We start from the raw sequence: 17,571 nt of genomic DNA on the forward strand, positions 1-17,571 counted from the left end.
TCTGGAGTGAGTCATGTCTGTTCCCTATTCGGTACTGGATCTGGTGCCTGTTCCCGTCGGCTCTCGTCCCGCCGATTCTTTCCGCTGCTCCCTTGAACTGGCTCAGCAGGCCGAGGCCTGGGGTTATCACAGATATTGGCTGGCCGAGCATCACAACATGCCGGGAATTGCCAGCGCCGCCACCTCAGTGTTGATTGGTCACCTGGCTGCTGGCACCCGGACTCTGCGTCTTGGCGCCGGTGGCATCATGCTCTCCAATCACTCCCCTCTGGTGATTGCCGAACAGTTCGGCACCCTGGAGTCCCTCTATCCGGGGCGAATTGACCTGGGCCTGGGTCGTGCCCCTGGCTCCGATCAGCGCACCATGCACGCTTTGCGCCGCCAGCGGGGAGGCGATCAGGATGACTTTCCCGCCGATGTGGCCGAGTTGATGGCCTATTTCGGTGATGAGCCGGGCCCGGTACGTGCAGTGCCCGGCTTCGGACTACAGCTGCCCGTCTGGCTGCTTGGCTCCAGCCTCTACAGCGCCCAGCTGGCGGCGGCCATGGGCTTGCCGTTTGGTTTTGCTTCCCATTTTGCGCCGGCGCTGTTGTTGCAGGCCCTGGAGGTTTATCGCAGCCAATATCGCCCTTCCGCACGTTGGCCCAAGCCCTATGCCGTGGTCTGCGTCAATCTGATTGCTGCCGAGAGTACGGCCGAGGCGCGTTTTCTGTTGAGCACGGTACAGCAGCAGTTCTTGCGGCTCTATCGAGGAGATGCTGGGGAATTACCGGCGCCGGTGGAAGAGCTGACCGGCTGGGCCCCTCACGAGCTGGTGGCCATGGAGAAGACGCTGTCTCGCTCCCTGGTGGGTGATAAAGCCGCCATCCGCCATGGCATTCAGGCATTGCTGGCCGAAACCCAGGCTGACGAACTTATGTTCAATGGCCCCATCTTCGATCATCAGGCCCGGCTGCGATCCTTCGCCCTGGGGGCGGAGATCATGCGCTCGCTTTGATGCAGGCGGATCCCGGTGCAGTCAGCGCCGGGTTCCCTGGCGTCGCGCTGTCTTCTGCGGCCATCCCCTGCTACTCACCTCTTTATTCCTGCCATTTTCCCTGTGGTTCATTCCTTCTTTATTTCATCTATTAGTCTCTATTTCGCCGATTATGTCGACACTACTCTGATTTTTGTCAGCAATATTCCCTCGTAGATTGCCTCGTCGTCATGCTGGCGGACCGATTTGGATGGTCGTCATCTTGCGCGGCCAAATCTGCATCAGGGCATCAGCTTGATCTGCAGCGGGTAGGCTTTTCATCAAAATATGTTTATACCCTTAAATAATAACTGCTAATTTATTTGTGGTGATAATGTTTAATTTTTATTTATACATGGTGTGATTGGCTTGTTTTTCTTATTTATTCAATGGTATATGCATTTGCATCGATGTTGTGGCGACTAATTATGCTTTATGTTTGCCCTTTAATTGTTTAGTGTAGTAAATGAATTTCGTCATGGTTATGCCATGGCGGTGAAGTTGTAATCAATTAGAAAAGGGCAATATGACAGTCAAACTGGAAGTAAAGACCCTGTATAAGATCTTTGGAGAGCAGCCGGACAAGGCGTTCAAATTATTGGAAGAGGGTGATGATCGTGCCGGGATTTTGCAAAAAACCGGCCAAACCCTCGGCGTACATGACGTGAATCTGCAGATCCATGAAGGAGAGATTTTCGTGGTGATGGGGTTGTCGGGATCCGGTAAATCCACCCTGGTACGCCTGCTCAACCGGCTGATAGAGCCCACTCGCGGTCAGGTCTTGATCGATGGTGAAGATATCGCCGTCATCTCGGATGAGGCGCTGCGTCAGGTACGTCGCAAAAAAATCAGCATGGTGTTCCAATCCTTCGCCTTGATGCCGCACCTGACGGTATTGGACAACGCCGCTTTTGGTTTGGAACTGGCTGGTGTTCCCCAAGCAGATCGCCACCGCAGCGCACGCCAGGCCCTTGCCCAGGTCGGCCTCGAGACCTGGACGCATGCCTACCCCGATGCCCTGTCTGGCGGCATGAAGCAGCGGGTTGGCCTGGCGCGCGCCCTGGCCAATGATCCCGACATATTGTTGATGGACGAGGCATTTTCCGCCCTCGACCCCCTGATCCGCACCGAGATGCAGGATGAGCTGCTCAAGCTACAGGCCAACCATCAGCGCACCATCGTCTTCATCTCCCACGATCTGGACGAGGCGATGCGCATCGGCGACCGCATCGCCATCATGCAGGACGGTCAGGTGATCCAGATCGGCACCCCGGACGAGATCCTGAGCCAGCCTGCCAACGACTATGTGCGCGCCTTCTTTCGCGGTGTGGATTTGGCCAATGTGTTCAGTGCCCGTGACATCGCCAGCCGCAAGCAGACCCCGCTCATCAAGAAGCACACCACGGATGGCCCGGCCAATGCCCTGCGCCAGCTCAAGGAGCAGGATCGGGAGTTTGGCTATGTGATCGATCGTAGTCGGCGCTTCGTCGGCGTCGTCTCCCTCGACTCCCTGGCCCGTGCCGTGGCGAGCAAGGGCAGTCTGGATCAGGCATTGCTGGATGAGGTAAGCCCCTTGCTGGCCGACACTCCCCTGCACGAACTGATAAGCCTGGTGGCGGCCGCCCCCTGTCAGGTCCCCGTGGTAGAAGAGGATGGCACTTATCTGGGGCTTATCTCCAAGGCCAATCTGCTCAACACCCTGGACAGGAGTACCCCGGTATGAAGCATTTAATATCCCTCTGTCTGGCAACGCTGCTGTTTGCCGCCCATCCAGCCTGGGCCGACGAGGCCCCTGCTGCCGATCCGGATCCTTGGGCCAGTGCTTCCACCACCCAGGTTGACGCGGATCCTTGGGGCAGCACCACCCACACCGCCGTCGCCAGCAACGACTGGCAAAACCAGATAGCCTCGGCCGATGACAAACCGCCTCTCGATCTGCTGGATCCCTTCCAGCAGGCCTGGCTGCCGCTCGATGTCTGGGTGGAGCAGGGCATAGACGTGCTGGTAACCCACTTTCGTCCCCTGTTCCAGATAGTGCGGGCACCGGTCGAGGTGACCCTCAATGCACTGACTCATACGCTGCAGAGCGTGCCTTCCGCACTCATGGTGGGGATCTTGACCCTGATCGCCTGGCAGCTGGTCAGTGGCAGCATGGCGCTGGGTACCCTGATCTCCCTCATCGGGATTGGCCTTATCGGGGCCTGGTCCGATGCCATGGTGACCCTGGCCCTGGTGATGACCTCTCTGCTGTTTTGCATGATCATCGGTCTGCCGGTTGGCATCTTGCTGGCACGCAGCGAGCGAGCAACCGCCTGGACTCGCCCCCTGCTCGACGCCATGCAGACCACGCCGGCGTTTGTCTACCTCATCCCCATCGTCATGTTGTTTGGTATAGGCAATGTGCCCGGGGTGGTAGTGACCATCATCTTTGCCCTGCCGCCCATGATACGGCTGACCATTCTCGGCATTCGCCAGGTGCCGGAAGATCTTATCGAAGCCGGTCACTCATTTGGCGCCAGCCCACGTCAGCTGCTGTTCAAGGTACAACTGCCGCTGGCCATGCCGACCATCATGGCAGGGGTCAACCAGTCGCTGATGCTCTCCCTCTCCATGGTGGTGATCGCCTCCATGATAGCGGTGGGCGGGCTTGGCCAGATGGTCCTGCGCGGCATAGGCCGCCTCGACATGGGCATGGCCTCTGTCGGTGGTCTCGGCATAGTACTGCTGGCCATAGTGCTCGATCGTCTCACTCAGGCCATGGGCCAATCCAGTGCCGAGCGTATCGGCCACTGGTATCAACGAGGCCCCGTAGGCCTGCTGCTCTCCCCATTCGGGCAGCGCCATCAGACTCACACCAAAGGAGAAGAAATATGAACGCCATCACCAAGGGATTGACGCTGGGCACCCTGTTATTGAGTACCACCGCCATGGCCAGCGCCCTGGTCCAGCCCATTCAGAGCAGCGTGCCGGAGGAGGCGTTCCAGACCCTGCTGGTGAGCAAGCTGCTCGGCGAACTGGGTTATGATGTCAAGCCCGCCAAAGAGGCTGACTACAACGTGGGCTATGCTTCAGTCGCCAGCGGCGATGCGACCTTCCTCGCCTTCAACTGGAATCCGCTGCACAAAGACAAATATGAAAAAGCCGGCGGCGACACCAAGTTCTATCGTGAAGGCACCTATGTCACAGGGGCGGCCCAGGGCTACCTCATCGACAAGGTAACCGCCGACAAGTACAACATCACCAACATAGCGCAGCTCAAGGATCCCAAGCTGGCCGCTCTGTTTGACAGTGACGGTGATGGCAAGGCCGATCTGGCCGGTTGCAATCCGGGTTGGGGTTGTGAGGGGGTGATCAATCATCAGCTCAAGGCGTTTGCACTGGACAAGACAGTGACCCACCAGCAGGGCAACTATGCGGCCATCATTGCCGACACCATTACCCGCTACAAGGAGCACAAGCCGGTATTCTATTACACCTGGACGCCATACTGGGTCAGTGGCGATTTGATCCCGGGCAAGGATGTGGTCTGGCTGGAAGTGCCTTTTACCGCGCTGCCGGATGGCCGCGAGGGCGACACCAAGCTGGCCAATGGCAAGAACTATGGTTTCGAGATGAACACCATGCACATAGTGGCCAACCGCGCCTTCGCCGAGGCCAATCCGTCGGCGGCCAAACTGTTTGACGAGATGAAGTTGCCGATCAACGACATCAACGTCCAGAACAGCCTGATGAAACAGGGCCAGAACAAGCCGGCCGACATAGAGCGTCACGCCGATGCCTGGATCAAGGGGCACCCAGCCCTGGTCAAGCAGTGGCTCACGGATGCGCGCGCTGCCAAATAGGCGCCAGTCTCCCGTCATGACCCCACGCCCGGCTTGTTGCCGGGCGTTTTTATTTGTGCAATTTATTCTATAAGATGTTGATATAAAAAGACTGTCGCCCAGGTGTCGGGTCTCTGTCGTCAAGGATTTCACTCAGGCCGGGTACGCTTGCTCTCGTCAATACCACAAGGAGTTCATCGATGATCGTCAGGAAGTTGAGATTGCAGCGCGGCTGGTCACAGGATCAATTGGCTACCATGTCGGGGCTGAGTGTCCGCACTGTGCAGCGGATAGAGCGGGGTCAGGCCCCCGGTCTCGAATCCCTCAAGGCCCTGGCCGCCGTCTTCGAACTCGATATCAGCCAACTGCAGGAGAGCGAGATGAGGGAAGCAAATATGGAGTCGGGCACCGGGGTGACACGGGAAGAGCGGGAGGCGATGGAGTTTGTGCAGGGGCTCAAGGGATTCTACGGCCACCTCATCAGCTATGTGCTGGTGATAAGCCTGCTCTGGGTCATCAATCTGGTGACCAGCCCCGGGCATATCTGGGCATGGTGGCCCATGCTGGGCTGGGGAATAGGCCTGATGGCGCATGCCTTCAACCTGTTCAAACTGCCCAAGTTGCTGGGTCCCGACTGGGAGCGGCGTCAGATTGAGAGGCGACTCGGCCGCAAGCTGTAGGTCGAATATAGAAAAGGCCCGGGACAACCCGGGCCTTTTTCATGCAAAAAGAGGCGGGTTCAGATCCCTGAACCGTCATTTTCGCCGCTCTCTTCGTGCAGGCCGCATTCGCGTTTTAGGCCGAAGAAACGGGTCTGCTCCTCGCTCATGCCCGGCTCCCACTTGGCGGTGGTATGAACGTCCCCCACCGAGAGGTAACCCTGCTCCCACAGCGGATGATAGGGCAAGTCGAACTCCTTGAGGTAGTAGTGCACGTCCTTGTTGCTCCAGTCGATGACCGGCAGGAACTTGAAACGGCCGCGCTGTATGGCCAGCACCGGCAAGTTGCCACGGCTGTCTGACTGCTCCCGGCGCAGGCCGGAGAACCAGGTCTGGGCACCCAGCTCGCTCAGGGCGCGGTCCATGGGCTCGACCTTGTTGAGCTGGTTGTAGCGGGTGATCCCCTCGATCCCCTGCTCCCACAGCAGGCCGAAACGGGCCTCCTGCCAGGCGGGGGATAGCTCGGATCGGTAGATCTTGAGATTGAGCTTGAGCCGCTCGCTCAGCTCGTCGATGAAGCGATAGGTCTCGGGGAAGAGGTAGCCGGTGTCGGTCAGTACCACGGGGACGTCGGCCCGCTCGCGGCTCACCAGATGCAGCATCAGGGCCGCCTGTATGCCGAAACTCGAAGAGAGAATGTGCTGTCCCGGCAGGTTGGTCAGGGCCCAGCGCACCCGCTCGGGGGCGTTCATGGCCTCCAACTCGCGGTTGTGGGGAGCCAGGGCTGCGACCTGTTCCTCTTTGGAGAGGGTGAGCAATAGTGTCAGATCCAGTGTCATCTCTGTGTCTCGCTCTGTGAAGAAAAACGGGCGCCAGTGAAGGCGCCCTTGGGATCAGGCGGCGTAGAAGTCCACGGCCGAGTTGACCACGGGGGCGACGATGGCGGCGCGGATCACGAAGTCGCCGAAGCATTCACCCGGGTTGCGCTCCTTGGCCCAGCGGCCGATGAGGGCATCCAGCTCGGCCAGGATCTGCGGCTCGGTGATGTTCTCCTGGTACATGCGCGGGATGCGGGTCCCCTCCAGGTTGCCACCCAGGTGCAGGTTGTAGCGACCGGGGGCCTTGCCCACCAGTCCCACTTCCGCCAGCATGGCGCGCCCGCAACCGTTGGGGCAGCCGGTGACTCGGAAGATGATGGCATCCTCGGCCAGCCCATGTTTGGTCAGCAGCCCTTCGATCTCGGTGACGAAGGCCGGCAGCATACGCTCGGCTTCCGCCATTGCCAGCGGGCAGGTGGGCAGGGCGACGCAGGCCATGGACTGCTTGCGCTGCTCGCTCACGCCATCATCGATGAGGCCGTATTGGCGAGCCAGGGCTTCGATCCGTGACTTCTCGCTGGCAGGCACACCGGCGATGATGAGGTTCTGGTTGGCGGTCAGGCGGAAATCCCCCTGGTGGATCTTGGCGATCTCCAGCATGCCGGTCTTGAGGGGCTTGCCCGGGAAGTCCAGCAGGCGGCCGTTCTCGATAAACAGGGTCAGGTGGTGCTTGCCGTCGATCCCTTCCACCCAGCCGAAGCGATCGCCACGGCTGGTGAAGACATAGGGGCGGCTCTCGGCAAACGCGATACCGGCGCGGCGCTCCACTTCGGCCTTGAAGGCCTCCACGCCCACCCGCTCGAGGGTGTACTTGGTCTTGGCGTTCTTGCGGTTGACTCTGTTGCCCCAGTCGCGCTGGGTGCTGACCACGGCGGCTGCTATGTCCAGCACATGGGAGAGCGGGATAAAGCCAAAGTCGCTCGCCTTGCGCGGGTAGGTGCTGGTGTCGCCATGGGTCATGGCCAGGCCGCCGCCGACCAGGACGTTGAAGCCGACCAGCTTGCCATGTTCTGCGATGGCCACGAAGTTGAGATCGTTGGCGTGCACGTCGATGTCGTTGTGGGGCGGGATCACCACGGTCGTCTTGAACTTGCGCGGCAGATAGTTGGAGCCGAGAATGGGCTCCTCATCTTCGCCGAGCTTCTCGCCATCGAGCCAGATCTCCACGTAGGCGCGGGTCTTGGGCAGCAGGTGCTCGGAGATCTGCTTGGCCCACTCGTAGGCCTCTTGGTGCAGTTCGGACTCTACCGGGTTGCTGGTGCAGAGCACGTTGCGGTTCACATCCCCTGCGGTGGCTATGCTGTCGATGCCGGTGCTGTTGAGGGTCTGGTGCATCAGCTTGATGTCACGCTTGAGCACGCCGTGGAACTGGAAGGTCTGGCGCGTGGTCAGGCGGATGCTGCCATACAGGCTGTGATCTTCGGCGAACTTGTCGATCACCTGCCACTGGGCCGGGGTGATGATGCCGCCGGGCAGACGGGCACGCAGCATGACGTTGTGCAGCGGTTCCAGCTTCTGGGCGGTGCGTTCCGGGCGAATGTCGCGGTCATCCTGCTGGTACATGCCGTGGAAGCGGATCAGCTGGAAGTTGTCGCCATTGAAGCCACCAGTCAAGGGATCTTGCAGATCCTGCTCTATGGTGCCACGCAGGAAGTTGCTCTCGCGCTTGAGCCGCTCGTTGTCGGACAGCGGGCCTGCAACCGGCCCCGGAGTTGTTTGCTTGCTCATCAGTAGACATCCCTTTGGTAACGTTTGGCACGACGCAATTCGCTCAGATACTCTTCTGCTTCTTCACGGCTCTTGTGGCCATGTTGGGCAATCACTTCCAGCAGGGCTTCCTGCACATCCTTGGCCATGTGGTTGGCATCGCCGCATACATAGAAGTGGGCGCCCGCCTCAAGCCAGGAGAACAACTCTGCTCCCTGTTCACGCAATCTGTCCTGCACATAGATCTTGCTGGCCTGATCCCGGCTGAATGCCAGGGAGATGTTCGACAGCAGGCCGCTCTTCACATAGCGCTGCCACTCCAGCTGATAGAGGAAGTCCTGGGTGAAGTGGGGATTGCCGAAGAAGAGCCAGTTTTTGCCAGAGGCACCGATGGCATCACGCTCCTGCAAGAAGGCGCGGAACGGCGCTATGCCGGTGCCCGGGCCCACCATGATGACGGGAGTATCCGGGTTCGCCGGCAGGCGGAAGTTGTCATTGTGTTCTACGAACACCCGTACCTCGGCATCCTCATCCAGGCGATCGGCCAGATAGGAGGAGGCTGCGCCACTGCGCATCACACCATCTTCCTGGGGATAGCGCACCACGGCGACGGTGAGGTGCACCTCTTCCTCGACTTCGCTCTGGGCGGAGGCGATGGAGTAGAGGCGGGGGGTGAGCGGACGCAGCAGGCTGACGAGCTGCTCTGCACTCAAGGGGGTCGGGAAGCGCTTGAGCACATCGACCACTTGGGCGGAAGCCACCAGGGCGTTGAGCTGAGTCTTGTCGCCGGCGATGTCGTGCAGTGCCGCATCGTTGGAGATGGCGGCAAGGCCTGTGATAAAGCCGCCGTGCAAGCGGGTCAGCTCGAAGTGGCGGGTCAGTGCCGTGCGCAGGCTGCCCTGCTCGGTCGGCTCATCGCCGGACAGGCTGGCCAGGGCCAGCAGTTCGCTCACCAGACCGGCCTCGTTGTCGAACCAGACGCCGAGGGCGTCACCGGGCTGATAAGCGATGCCGGACTCTTCGAGGCTTATCTCTATGTGGCGAATATCCTTGGTCGAGTCACGACCGGTGACCTTCTGATTCACAGACAGGCGGGCCGGGAAGGGGTTGGCCTTGTCATACTGGTTGTGACCGACGGCGCGCTTGACGGCACCCGCCACAGTGCCGACCGGTCCCGCGTTCAGGGTTGCCGCTACCGCAGCCAGAGCCTGCTCGGTCCAGGCCTTGGCGCCCGCTTCGTAGTCCACATCCAGACCGGCCAGGGGGGCGATACGCTCAGCACCTGCCTGAGCCAGCCAGCCATCGAAGTCCTGACCCGTCTTGCAGAAGAACTCATAGGAGCTGTCCCCCAGCCCCAGCACGGCGAACTTGACGCCATCGAGTTTGCCGAGCTTGCCCTTCTTGAGCTGCTCATGAAGATCGACCGCAGGTTCGGGCGGCTCGCCCTCGCCATAGGTGCTGACGATGATCAGCAGGTGACTCTCTTTCTTGAGCTGCTTGGGCTTGTAGTCGGCCATGGAAATCAGGGTGGTGGGTAATCCTAGAGCCTTGGCCTGCTGCTCGATGGCGCTGGCTACCCCTTTGGCATTGCCGGTCTGGGAGCCGTACAGGATCGTCAGACTGCCACCGGTACTGGCGGGCAGGGTGGGCGCCGCGCTGATGGCGCCACCGGCCTGGACGAGACCATAGAGATAACCGCTGACCCAGGTCAGCTGCTGGCTGTTGAGCGTGCCGAGGGCCTGAGTTAGCTGGCGCTGCTGCTCATCGGAGAGGGGGGTTATGTTGGTCAAAGAGTCCGTCAATTGCATCACACAGGTCTTCCATGGTCTGAATTTTGGTCAGATTAAGGGTTGGCATGAATAACAACAAAGAATAAAAATGTCTTTTTTATTCGATTGAGGCATTAAAAAGTGCGAAATCTCTCTTGCAGATCTCTGCCCACAGGAAGGTATGTCTGGGGGAGGGCGATTTTTGTTAGAGTCAGTTCATTCCATCCGTTTGCCAGGAGCCCCGATGATCCGTCTGTTTCACGTCAATGCCTTCGCCCATGGGCCTTTCACCGGCAACCCCGCCATGGTGGTGCTGAGTCAGGGACTCGATGAGTTCACCATGCAGCGCATGGCCGCCGAGTTCTGCCTCTCCGAGACTGCCTTTGTGGAAGCAATCACAGGGGATCACTATCGACTGCGCTGGTTTACGCCGCAGGTTGAAGTGGCGTTGTGCGGGCACGGCACCCTGGCGGCGGCTCATGTGATCTGGACGCAGGGTTTGGCGGCGCCCGGGCAGCCGCTCAGTTTCGATACCCGCAGCGGCTTGCTGACGGCGGTGCGGGATGAGGCCGGGATCCTGCTTGATTTTCCTGCCATCGAGATGGCGCCCCTGGCACTGGACGCAGCTTATGCGCAGGCTCTCGGGGTCAGCCCCCGTCAAACCTGGGCCGCCGGTGCCAAATTTGTGCTCGAGCTGGGTAGCGAGGCCGAGGTGCGCGCCATTCATCCCGATTTTCAGGCATTGCGCGTGCTACCGGGCCGGGGGCTCATCGTCACGGCACCGGGGCAGGATGCCGACATCGACTTTGTATCACGCTATTTTGCCCCCTGGGTCGGGGTGGAGGAGGATCCCGTCACGGGCTCCAACCACTGTGCCCTGGCTCCCTTCTGGGGCAAGCGATTGGGCAAGACACAACTCAAGGCCTATCAGGCTTCGGAGCGGGGTGGTGGGTTGTTGCTTCGAGTGGTGGGTGACAGGGTGCAGATGACGGGGCGGGCGTTGACCTTGAGCCGGGGAGAGTGGCTGCCGCCAGCGGCATAGCCCCAAGGGCGCGCCGTTGAACAATAAAATCGGCTGAGAGAAGCGGCGCGAAGCCATAAAAAAACGCCCCGCAGTGACGGGGCGTTTTGTGGTTCTCAAGCAGCCGACTGGGCCTGCCTGGCGCTTATTTCTGTTGCGGACGCAGGGCCGGGAACAGAATGACGTCGCGAATGGTGTGGCTGTTGGTGAACAGCATGACCAGACGGTCGATACCGATACCCTGACCGGCGGTCGGCGGCAGACCGTGTTCCAGTGCAGTCACGAAGTCGGCGTCGTAGAACATGGCTTCGTCGTCACCGGCTTCTTTCTGGTTCACCTGATCCTGGAAGCGCTTGGCCTGATCTTCTGCATCGTTGAGCTCGGAGAAGCCGTTGGCCAGCTCGCGGCCACCGATGAAGAACTCGAAGCGATCGGTCACGTCCGGGTTGTTGTCGTTGCGGCGCGCCAGCGGCGAGACAGCTGCCGGGTACTCGGTGATGAAGGTCGGTTGCAGCAGCATGTGCTCGACCGTCTCTTCGAAGATGGCGGTGATCACATGGCCCAGCTCCCAGCCTTTCATCAGATCGATGTGCAGACGCTGGGCAACGGCCTTGGCGCTCTCCAGGGTAGCCAGATCTTCCAGAGTCACGCCCTCGGCGTACTTCAGGATGGAGTCGACCATGGTGAGGCGCTGGAACGGCTGACCGAAATCGATGGTCAGGCCCTCTTCGCCCTCTTTGGCGTAACGGATCTTGGTGTCACCCAGAATATCCTGGGCCAGGGTGCGCAGCAGCTCTTCGGTCAGGTCCATCAGATCGATGTAATCGGCATAGGCCATGTAGAACTCGATCATGGTGAACTCGGGGTTGTGACGCACCGAGATGCCTTCGTTACGGAAGTTGCGGTTGATCTCGTACACTCGCTCGAAGCCACCCACTACCAGACGCTTCAGATAAAGCTCCGGCGCGATACGCAGGTACATGTCGATGTCCAGCGCGTTGTGGTGAGTGACGAACGGACGCGCGGAGGCGCCACCGGGGATCACCTGCATCATGGGCGTTTCCACTTCCATGAAGCGCTTCTCGTTGAAGAACTTGCGGATGCCGGAGACGACCTGGGTGCGGATCATGAAGGTCTTGCGGGACTCTTCGTTGGCGATCAGATCCAGATAACGCTGGCGGCAGCGCGCCTCCTGATCGGTCAGACCCTTGTGCTTCTCGGGCAGCGGGCGCAGCGCCTTGGTCAGCAGACGAATGGTGGAGACATGCACCGACAGCTCGCCGGTCTGGGTCTTGAACAGAGTCCCTTCCACGCCGACGATGTCGCCCAGATCCCACTTCTTGAACTGCTCGTTGTAGAAGCCTTCCGGCAGATCATCACGGGTCACGTAGATCTGGATCTTGCCAGCCATGTCCTGCAGGGTGGCGAAGGACGCCTTGCCCATGATACGGCGGGTCATGATGCGGCCAGCGATCGACACCCGTTTACCCAAGGCGGTCAGCTCATCGCTGCTCTTGTCGTCGAATTCGGCATGCAGATCGCCGGAGAGGCTGTCACGACGAAAATCGTTGGGGAAGGGGTTGCCCTGGGCGCGCAGGGCGGCCAGCTTGGAGCGACGCTCCGTCATCTCGTTGTTCAGTTCGAGGCTGTGGTCGACTGCCGGAGTAGTGGTTTGTTCAGACATGGTGATTCCTGCTGCGTGTTACAGACCTGATTTCAGGCTGGCTTCGATAAACTTGTCCAGGTCGCCGTCGAGCACCGCTTGGGTGTTACGGGTTTCGACGCCGGTGCGCAGATCCTTGATACGGGCATCATCGAGCACGTAAGAGCGGATCTGGCTGCCCCAGCCGATGTCGGACTTGGTCTCTTCCAGAGCTTGTTTCTCGGCATTCTGCTTCTGAATTTCCAGCTCGTAGAGCTTGGCTTTCAGCTGCTTCATGCACTGATCTTTGTTCTTGTGCTGGGAACGGTCGTTCTGGCACTGCACCACCACCCCGGTCGGGATGTGGGTGATCCGCACCGCAGACTCGGTCCGGTTGACGTGCTGACCACCGGCACCGGAGGCGCGATAGACGTCGATGCGAAGATCCGCCGGGTTGATGTCGATTTCGATGTCGTCATCGATCTCGGGGTAGACGAACACGGAACAGAAGGAGGTGTGGCGACGGCCACCGGAATCGAACGGGGACTTGCGAACCAGACGGTGAACGCCGGTTTCGGTGCGCAGCCAGCCGAATGCGTATTCGCCGGTGAACTTGACGGTGGCGGACTTGATGCCGGCCACGTCGCCGTCAGAGAGCTCGATCAGCTCCGGCTTGTAGCCGTGGGCATCGCCCCAGCGCAAGTACATGCGCAGTACCATGTTGGCCCAATCCTGAGCCTCTGTACCGCCCGAGCCTGACTGGATGTCGATATAGCAGTCGGAGCCGTCGTGCTGACCGGAGAACATGCGGCGGAATTCGAGATCTACCAGCTTGCCTTCCAGCACATCGGCTTCGGCCACGGCTTCGTTGAAGGTCTCTTCATCTTCCCCTTCGACGGCCAGGCTGACCAGCATCTCTACGTCCTCGGCGCCCTGGGTCAGGGTATCTATGGTGCCGACCACATTTTCGAGCGACACGCGCTCTTTGCCCAGCGCCTGTGCGCGCTCGGGTTCATTCCAGACGTCCGGCTGTTCCAGCTCGGCGTTGACCTCTTCTAGACGCTCTTTCTTGGCGTCATAGTCAAAGGTACCCCCTAAGAAGCTCGGTCCTTTCAGACAGCTCCTTAAGCTTGTTTAATACAGGATTGACTTCAAACATCGTGAAAACTCTCGGGGTCGATGTGATTTAAAAACGGGATATTCTAGCCAATTGTGGAAGGAATAAACAGGGTTGCCCGCCCCTTGTGGGACTTGACGGGGCAATTAGTGGCGACTTTTTGCCCATGTGGGTGAAAATTTTGCCGACAGGGGCAGATTGAGGTTCAGATTTTCCTCGGCCCGCCGCTATTAACGTCTGCAAGACAAAGTTGTCGACAGCATGACCGGGCACTCTCTCTTCCTGACATAAGAAGCACACATGATGAAAAACCTCTCACTCAAGCAGAAGATACTGTTATCTGTGGTGATCGCTCTCTCCTTGGTGATCCTGCTGCTCTCCTGGCAGAGCTATACCAGCCAGAAAAACCTGTTGCTTCAGAGCAGTCAGGAACAGGTGCAGCGCTTGGGTAACCAGCAAGCACAGAGTGTCAGCGACTGGCTGAGTGCCCGCCGCGACGTGATCCAGGCGCTGGGCAACAAGGCGAATGCCGAGCCCCTCAATGCCCTGCAGCAGGCTCAGGTCTCCGGTCGCTTCCAGCTCACCTATTTTGGTGAGGGCAGCGGCAAGATGAATGACTCCGATCCCTCCATCAACCGTGACGGTTATGACCCGCGTTCCCGTGGCTGGTATCAGGAGGCCATGAGCAAGGGCGGCCTCATCGTCACCAAGCCTTATCTGGATGTGGCCTACAACATTCTGGTGGTCACTCTGGCGCAACCCGCCCAGGGTGGCGTCGTGGGGGGGGATCTCTCCATCGCCTCCCTGGTCGACGACATCACCAAGATGAAGCTGCCGGCAGATGGTTTTGCCATCATGATGCACAAGGATGGCACCGTCATCGCCTACAAGGATGCCGCCAAGGCGATGAAGCCGGCCACCGAGATCGACAACGATCTCACCAATGCACTGATCGATCAGAGCAAGGCGAGCCAGAACCTGGTCCCCGCCTACTTCGATAACGAGGGGCGTGACAAGTTGCTGCTGGCGGTCGACGTACCTGATACCGATTGGGAGCTGGTGCTGGTACTGGACAAGGCAACCCTGGAAGCACCGCTCTCCTCCTTGCTGATGACCCAGCTTGCCATGGCGCTGGTCGTGCTGGTGGGCAGCATACTCGCCATCTCCTGGCTGGTCAGTCTGCTGCTTGGTCCCTTGGCCAAGGTCTCCCAGGCCCTGGCCCGGATCGCCGACGGTAATGGCGATCTGACCCAGCGCATCAAGATAGATGCCAATGATGAAGTGGGTCAGCTAGCCAACAGCTTCAACCGCTTCGTTGGCAGTCAGCATCAGTTGATCGGCCACATCCGCAACCTGGCCCAGGAGCTGAATGCCGATGCCGAGCGCAGTCTGGTGACCAACCAGGCCGCGGTGGAAGAGCTGCAGCGTCAACAGCAGGAGGTGACCATGGTCGCCACTGCCGTCACCGAGATGGCGAGTGCCACCATGGAGATCGCCGGCAACGCCGAGAACACGGCCGCCGCGGCCCAGCAATCGGCCCAGAGCAGCGAGCAGGGCAAGATGCTGGTCAACAAGACCCGTCAATCCATCAACGGCCTGGCCGACGAGGTGGGGCAGGCAACCGAGGTGATCGGCGAGCTGAGCCGCCATGCCCAGGCCATCTCCGGCATTCTCTCCACCATCCAGGGCATTGCCGAGCAGACCAACCTGCTGGCGCTGAACGCGGCCATCGAAGCAGCCCGCGCCGGTGAACAGGGTCGTGGCTTTGCCGTGGTGGCCGACGAGGTGCGGGTGTTGTCCCGCCGTACCCAGGACTCCACCCAGGAGATCCAGTCCACCATAGAGACGCTGCAAAAGACCACGGCCCGCGCGGTGAGCCTGATGCAAACCAGCCAGGGGCTGGCCGACAACAGCGTGCAGGATGCCGATGCCGCCGCCGCAGCGCTTGAGGAGATAACCCAGGCCGTCTCGCTCATCTCGGACATGGCGGGTCAGATTGCCACTGCCGCCGAGGAGCAGACCCAGGTGACCGGCGAAATCACCCAGAACACCACCGCCATCAAGGATGTGAGTGACGAGATCACCGCCGCCGCCATGCGCGATCTGGATCAGGCCCACGGTCTCAAGAGCCGGGCCACGGATCTGAGCAAGCAGGTGTCGACCTTTATCCTTTAATGCGCGCCAGGGGTCGGCTCAATGAGCTGGCTCATTTGGTCTGTGCCATGAAAAAGAGCCCATTTGGGCTCTTTTTTTATCCGGATGTCAGGGGCCTTGAGTGTCCTGCCTTGTTGAGTGCCAGTTGGCGGCCCGACACCGCGCCTGATAGCTCTGGTGATCAGGCTGAGGAGGGGGGCCGCGTTGCGTATTCCGTCTGGTGCCGGGAATGCGCCGACGATGACTCGATCAACTGCTGTAAAAACTGGTGCTGGGGCTGAGGACGGGCATAGAGGTAACCCTGCTGGAAGTGCACCTGGCGCCGGCTCAGATAATTAGCCTGCTCCTGGGTCTCGACCCCTTCTGCGACCGTATCCAGCCCCAGGCGGGTCGCCAGATTGATGGTGTTGTCGAGAATGTGGCGGGAGAGGGCATCTGTGCCAATCATGTCGACGAAGCTCTTGTCTACCTTGAGCAGGTCTATGTGGAATTTTTGCAGGTAGCGGAGACTGGAGTTGCCTGTACCGAAATCATCCAGCGCTATCTTGACGCCCAGTTCGCGCAGCGCGCCAAACAGCTGCTCGGTGAGCCCGGTCGGGACGATGAGCTCGCGCTCGGTCAGCTCCAGTACCAGCACCAGATCAGGCCGTGCAAAGGCGGCCAGGAAGTCGCGGCAATCATCGATCAGGCTGAGATCCTGGCAGTGGCGGGCGCAGATGTTGAAGCCGAAGTGAAAACCTGCGGGCAGTGTGTCGACGTGGGGAGCGAGGGTGCCGCTGACCTGCTGCATCAGGCTGCGGGTCATGGGCACGATGAGGCCGCTCTCCTCGGCCAGGGGAATGAAGAGATCCGGGCGGATCAACCCCTGACGTCTGTGCTGCCAGCGCATCAGTACCTCGCAGCCGTGATAGGCCTGGTTTCGACTGTCGATGATGGGTTGCAGATAGGGGATGAACTCTTCATTGCCGAGGGCACGTCTGAGCTCCTGGGCCGGGGTTGAGATATGCCACCACCAGCGGTAGATGCCCAGCCCCGTCATGAGGGCCAGCATGATGCACAGCAGCAGGGCGGGTCTTTGCTGCAACAGCATGTGCCGATGGAGCTGTGCCGGGCTAAAACCGATCTGCACGTTGTAGGGGTAGCGTGCTGAGGCGAGCCGGTAGTGGTCGCCCTCCTGGGGGGGCGTCGGGCCGGTATGGACGGTGCCACTGGCATCAATCCAGTGTCCTCCTATCTGCACCAGCGACTGTGGTCCGGTCAGAGCCCATTCCAGGGTCTTGAACAGGTTGTAGGGGTTGATGGCGACCTGAATACCGGTCTGACCGAGATCCTGATGATAGAGAAACAGGGAAGGATGCTGACCCAGGGTCGAGGTGGGCAGCAGGCGTAACTGGCCATCCACATAGCTGTCCGGTTGCTCGGCCACATCTATCTCGTCGAAGATGGAGGAGCAGTAGAGACGGTGGTGGCGGATGAGATTGATGGAGCGAATATAGGGGGAGGCGGCCGTCAGGATGCGCAGCTCCCGGGCGACCTTGAGGCAGGGTTGGCCCGCGAGGGGACGAGCCTGCTGGGCTATGCCTATGCTCTCTTGCAGCACATTGTCTATCTGCTCCAGAGCCTGACTGGCGACGCCGAGCGCCTGCTGGCGCAGGCTGAGCCGGGTTTGCCAGTAGAGGGCGGAGAAGGCCACTGCGGCGATCAGCAGGGTACAGAGCAGACTGGCGAGCAGGCGAGGTCCATTGCTGCGGGTGATGGAGGAGGTCATGGACTCACCTGTGGTAGAAA

13 protein-coding genes are annotated in these 17,571 nt (G+C 60.1%); 7 read left to right on the top strand and 6 right to left on the bottom strand.

What is annotated here, in order from left to right; genetic code table 11:
• Positions 1 to 13 precede the first annotated feature (13 nt).
• From ACSMDR_RS14135 to ACSMDR_RS14155, 5 genes are all read left to right on the top strand, one after another.
• Complete coding sequence (locus ACSMDR_RS14135) at positions 14 to 997, top strand: MsnO8 family LLM class oxidoreductase (protein ID WP_436468654.1); 984 nt, start codon at positions 14 to 16, stop codon at positions 995 to 997.
• 544 nt (positions 998 to 1,541) lie between these two features.
• Complete coding sequence (proV, locus tag ACSMDR_RS14140; protein WP_005902224.1) at positions 1,542 to 2,738, top strand: glycine betaine/L-proline ABC transporter ATP-binding protein ProV; 1,197 nt, start codon at positions 1,542 to 1,544, stop codon at positions 2,736 to 2,738.
• Positions 2,735 to 3,889 (top strand): glycine betaine/L-proline ABC transporter permease ProW, encoded by a 1,155-nt coding sequence (gene proW, locus ACSMDR_RS14145; protein ID WP_436468655.1) that lies wholly within the window; start codon positions 2,735 to 2,737, stop codon positions 3,887 to 3,889. The genes proV and proW overlap by 4 nt, the downstream gene beginning before the upstream one ends.
• A complete protein-coding gene (proX, locus tag ACSMDR_RS14150) occupies positions 3,886 to 4,857 on the top strand; it encodes a glycine betaine/L-proline ABC transporter substrate-binding protein ProX (RefSeq protein WP_005902226.1) in 972 nt (323 codons plus the stop codon). The genes proW and proX overlap by 4 nt, the downstream gene beginning before the upstream one ends.
• Before the next feature lie 179 nt (positions 4,858 to 5,036).
• The gene (locus ACSMDR_RS14155; protein ID WP_436468656.1) at positions 5,037 to 5,516 is read left to right on the top strand and encodes a 2TM domain-containing protein; all 480 of its coding nucleotides are present in this window, start codon (positions 5,037 to 5,039) and stop codon (positions 5,514 to 5,516) included.
• Positions 5,517 to 5,575: 59 nt separating this feature from the next.
• Here ACSMDR_RS14155 and ACSMDR_RS14160 read toward each other — a convergent pair whose 3' ends face one another.
• From ACSMDR_RS14160 to ACSMDR_RS14170, 3 genes are read right to left on the bottom strand one after another with little or no spacing between them, the layout of a single operon-like run.
• On the bottom strand, positions 5,576 to 6,334 hold the full coding sequence (locus ACSMDR_RS14160) for a phosphoadenylyl-sulfate reductase (RefSeq protein WP_436468657.1): 759 nt from the start codon (positions 6,332 to 6,334) through the stop codon (positions 5,576 to 5,578).
• 54 nt (positions 6,335 to 6,388) lie between these two features.
• The gene (gene cysI, locus ACSMDR_RS14165) at positions 6,389 to 8,101 is read right to left on the bottom strand and encodes an assimilatory sulfite reductase (NADPH) hemoprotein subunit (protein ID WP_436468658.1); all 1,713 of its coding nucleotides are present in this window, start codon (positions 8,099 to 8,101) and stop codon (positions 6,389 to 6,391) included.
• Positions 8,101 to 9,888 (bottom strand): assimilatory sulfite reductase (NADPH) flavoprotein subunit, encoded by a 1,788-nt coding sequence (locus ACSMDR_RS14170; RefSeq protein WP_436469329.1) that lies wholly within the window; start codon positions 9,886 to 9,888, stop codon positions 8,101 to 8,103. Before ACSMDR_RS14170 ends, cysI begins: the two co-directional genes overlap by 1 nt.
• 205 nt (positions 9,889 to 10,093) lie before the next feature.
• Between ACSMDR_RS14170 and ACSMDR_RS14175 the strand changes: the two genes are divergently transcribed.
• Positions 10,094 to 10,891 carry a PhzF family phenazine biosynthesis protein gene (locus ACSMDR_RS14175; RefSeq protein ID WP_436468659.1) on the top strand — a complete coding sequence of 266 codons (798 nt, stop codon included), beginning with the start codon at positions 10,094 to 10,096 and terminating at the stop codon, positions 10,889 to 10,891.
• Between the two features lie 124 nt (positions 10,892 to 11,015).
• On the opposite strand, the gene lysS is transcribed toward ACSMDR_RS14175, so the two are convergent.
• Together lysS and prfB are read right to left on the bottom strand one after the other, a co-directional pair.
• Positions 11,016 to 12,554, bottom strand: a complete 1,539-nt coding sequence (gene lysS, locus ACSMDR_RS14180) for a lysine--tRNA ligase (RefSeq protein ID WP_436468660.1) — start codon at positions 12,552 to 12,554, stop codon at positions 11,016 to 11,018.
• Between the two features lie 18 nt (positions 12,555 to 12,572).
• Positions 12,573 to 13,671 (bottom strand): peptide chain release factor 2 gene (gene prfB, locus ACSMDR_RS14185; RefSeq protein ID WP_152436104.1). Its coding sequence is split into 2 segments (ribosomal slippage): positions 12,573 to 13,595 and positions 13,597 to 13,671, totalling 1,098 coding nucleotides; the frame shifts between segments, so codons are not numbered across the junction.
• A gap of 261 nt (positions 13,672 to 13,932) precedes the next feature.
• On the opposite strand from prfB, the gene ACSMDR_RS14190 reads away from it, so the two are divergent.
• On the top strand, positions 13,933 to 15,804 hold the full coding sequence (locus ACSMDR_RS14190) for a methyl-accepting chemotaxis protein (RefSeq protein WP_436469330.1): 1,872 nt from the start codon (positions 13,933 to 13,935) through the stop codon (positions 15,802 to 15,804).
• A gap of 160 nt (positions 15,805 to 15,964) precedes the next feature.
• On the opposite strand, the gene ACSMDR_RS14195 is transcribed toward ACSMDR_RS14190, so the two are convergent.
• Positions 15,965 to 17,551 carry an EAL domain-containing protein gene (locus tag ACSMDR_RS14195; RefSeq protein WP_436468661.1) on the bottom strand — a complete coding sequence of 529 codons (1,587 nt, stop codon included), beginning with the start codon at positions 17,549 to 17,551 and terminating at the stop codon, positions 15,965 to 15,967.
• Between the last annotated feature and the right edge of the window lie 20 nt (positions 17,552 to 17,571).

Origin of the sequence: Aeromonas molluscorum, from assembly GCF_051376105.1 — a bacterium.
Classification (GTDB): Bacteria; Pseudomonadota; Gammaproteobacteria; order Enterobacterales; family Aeromonadaceae; genus Aeromonas; species Aeromonas molluscorum.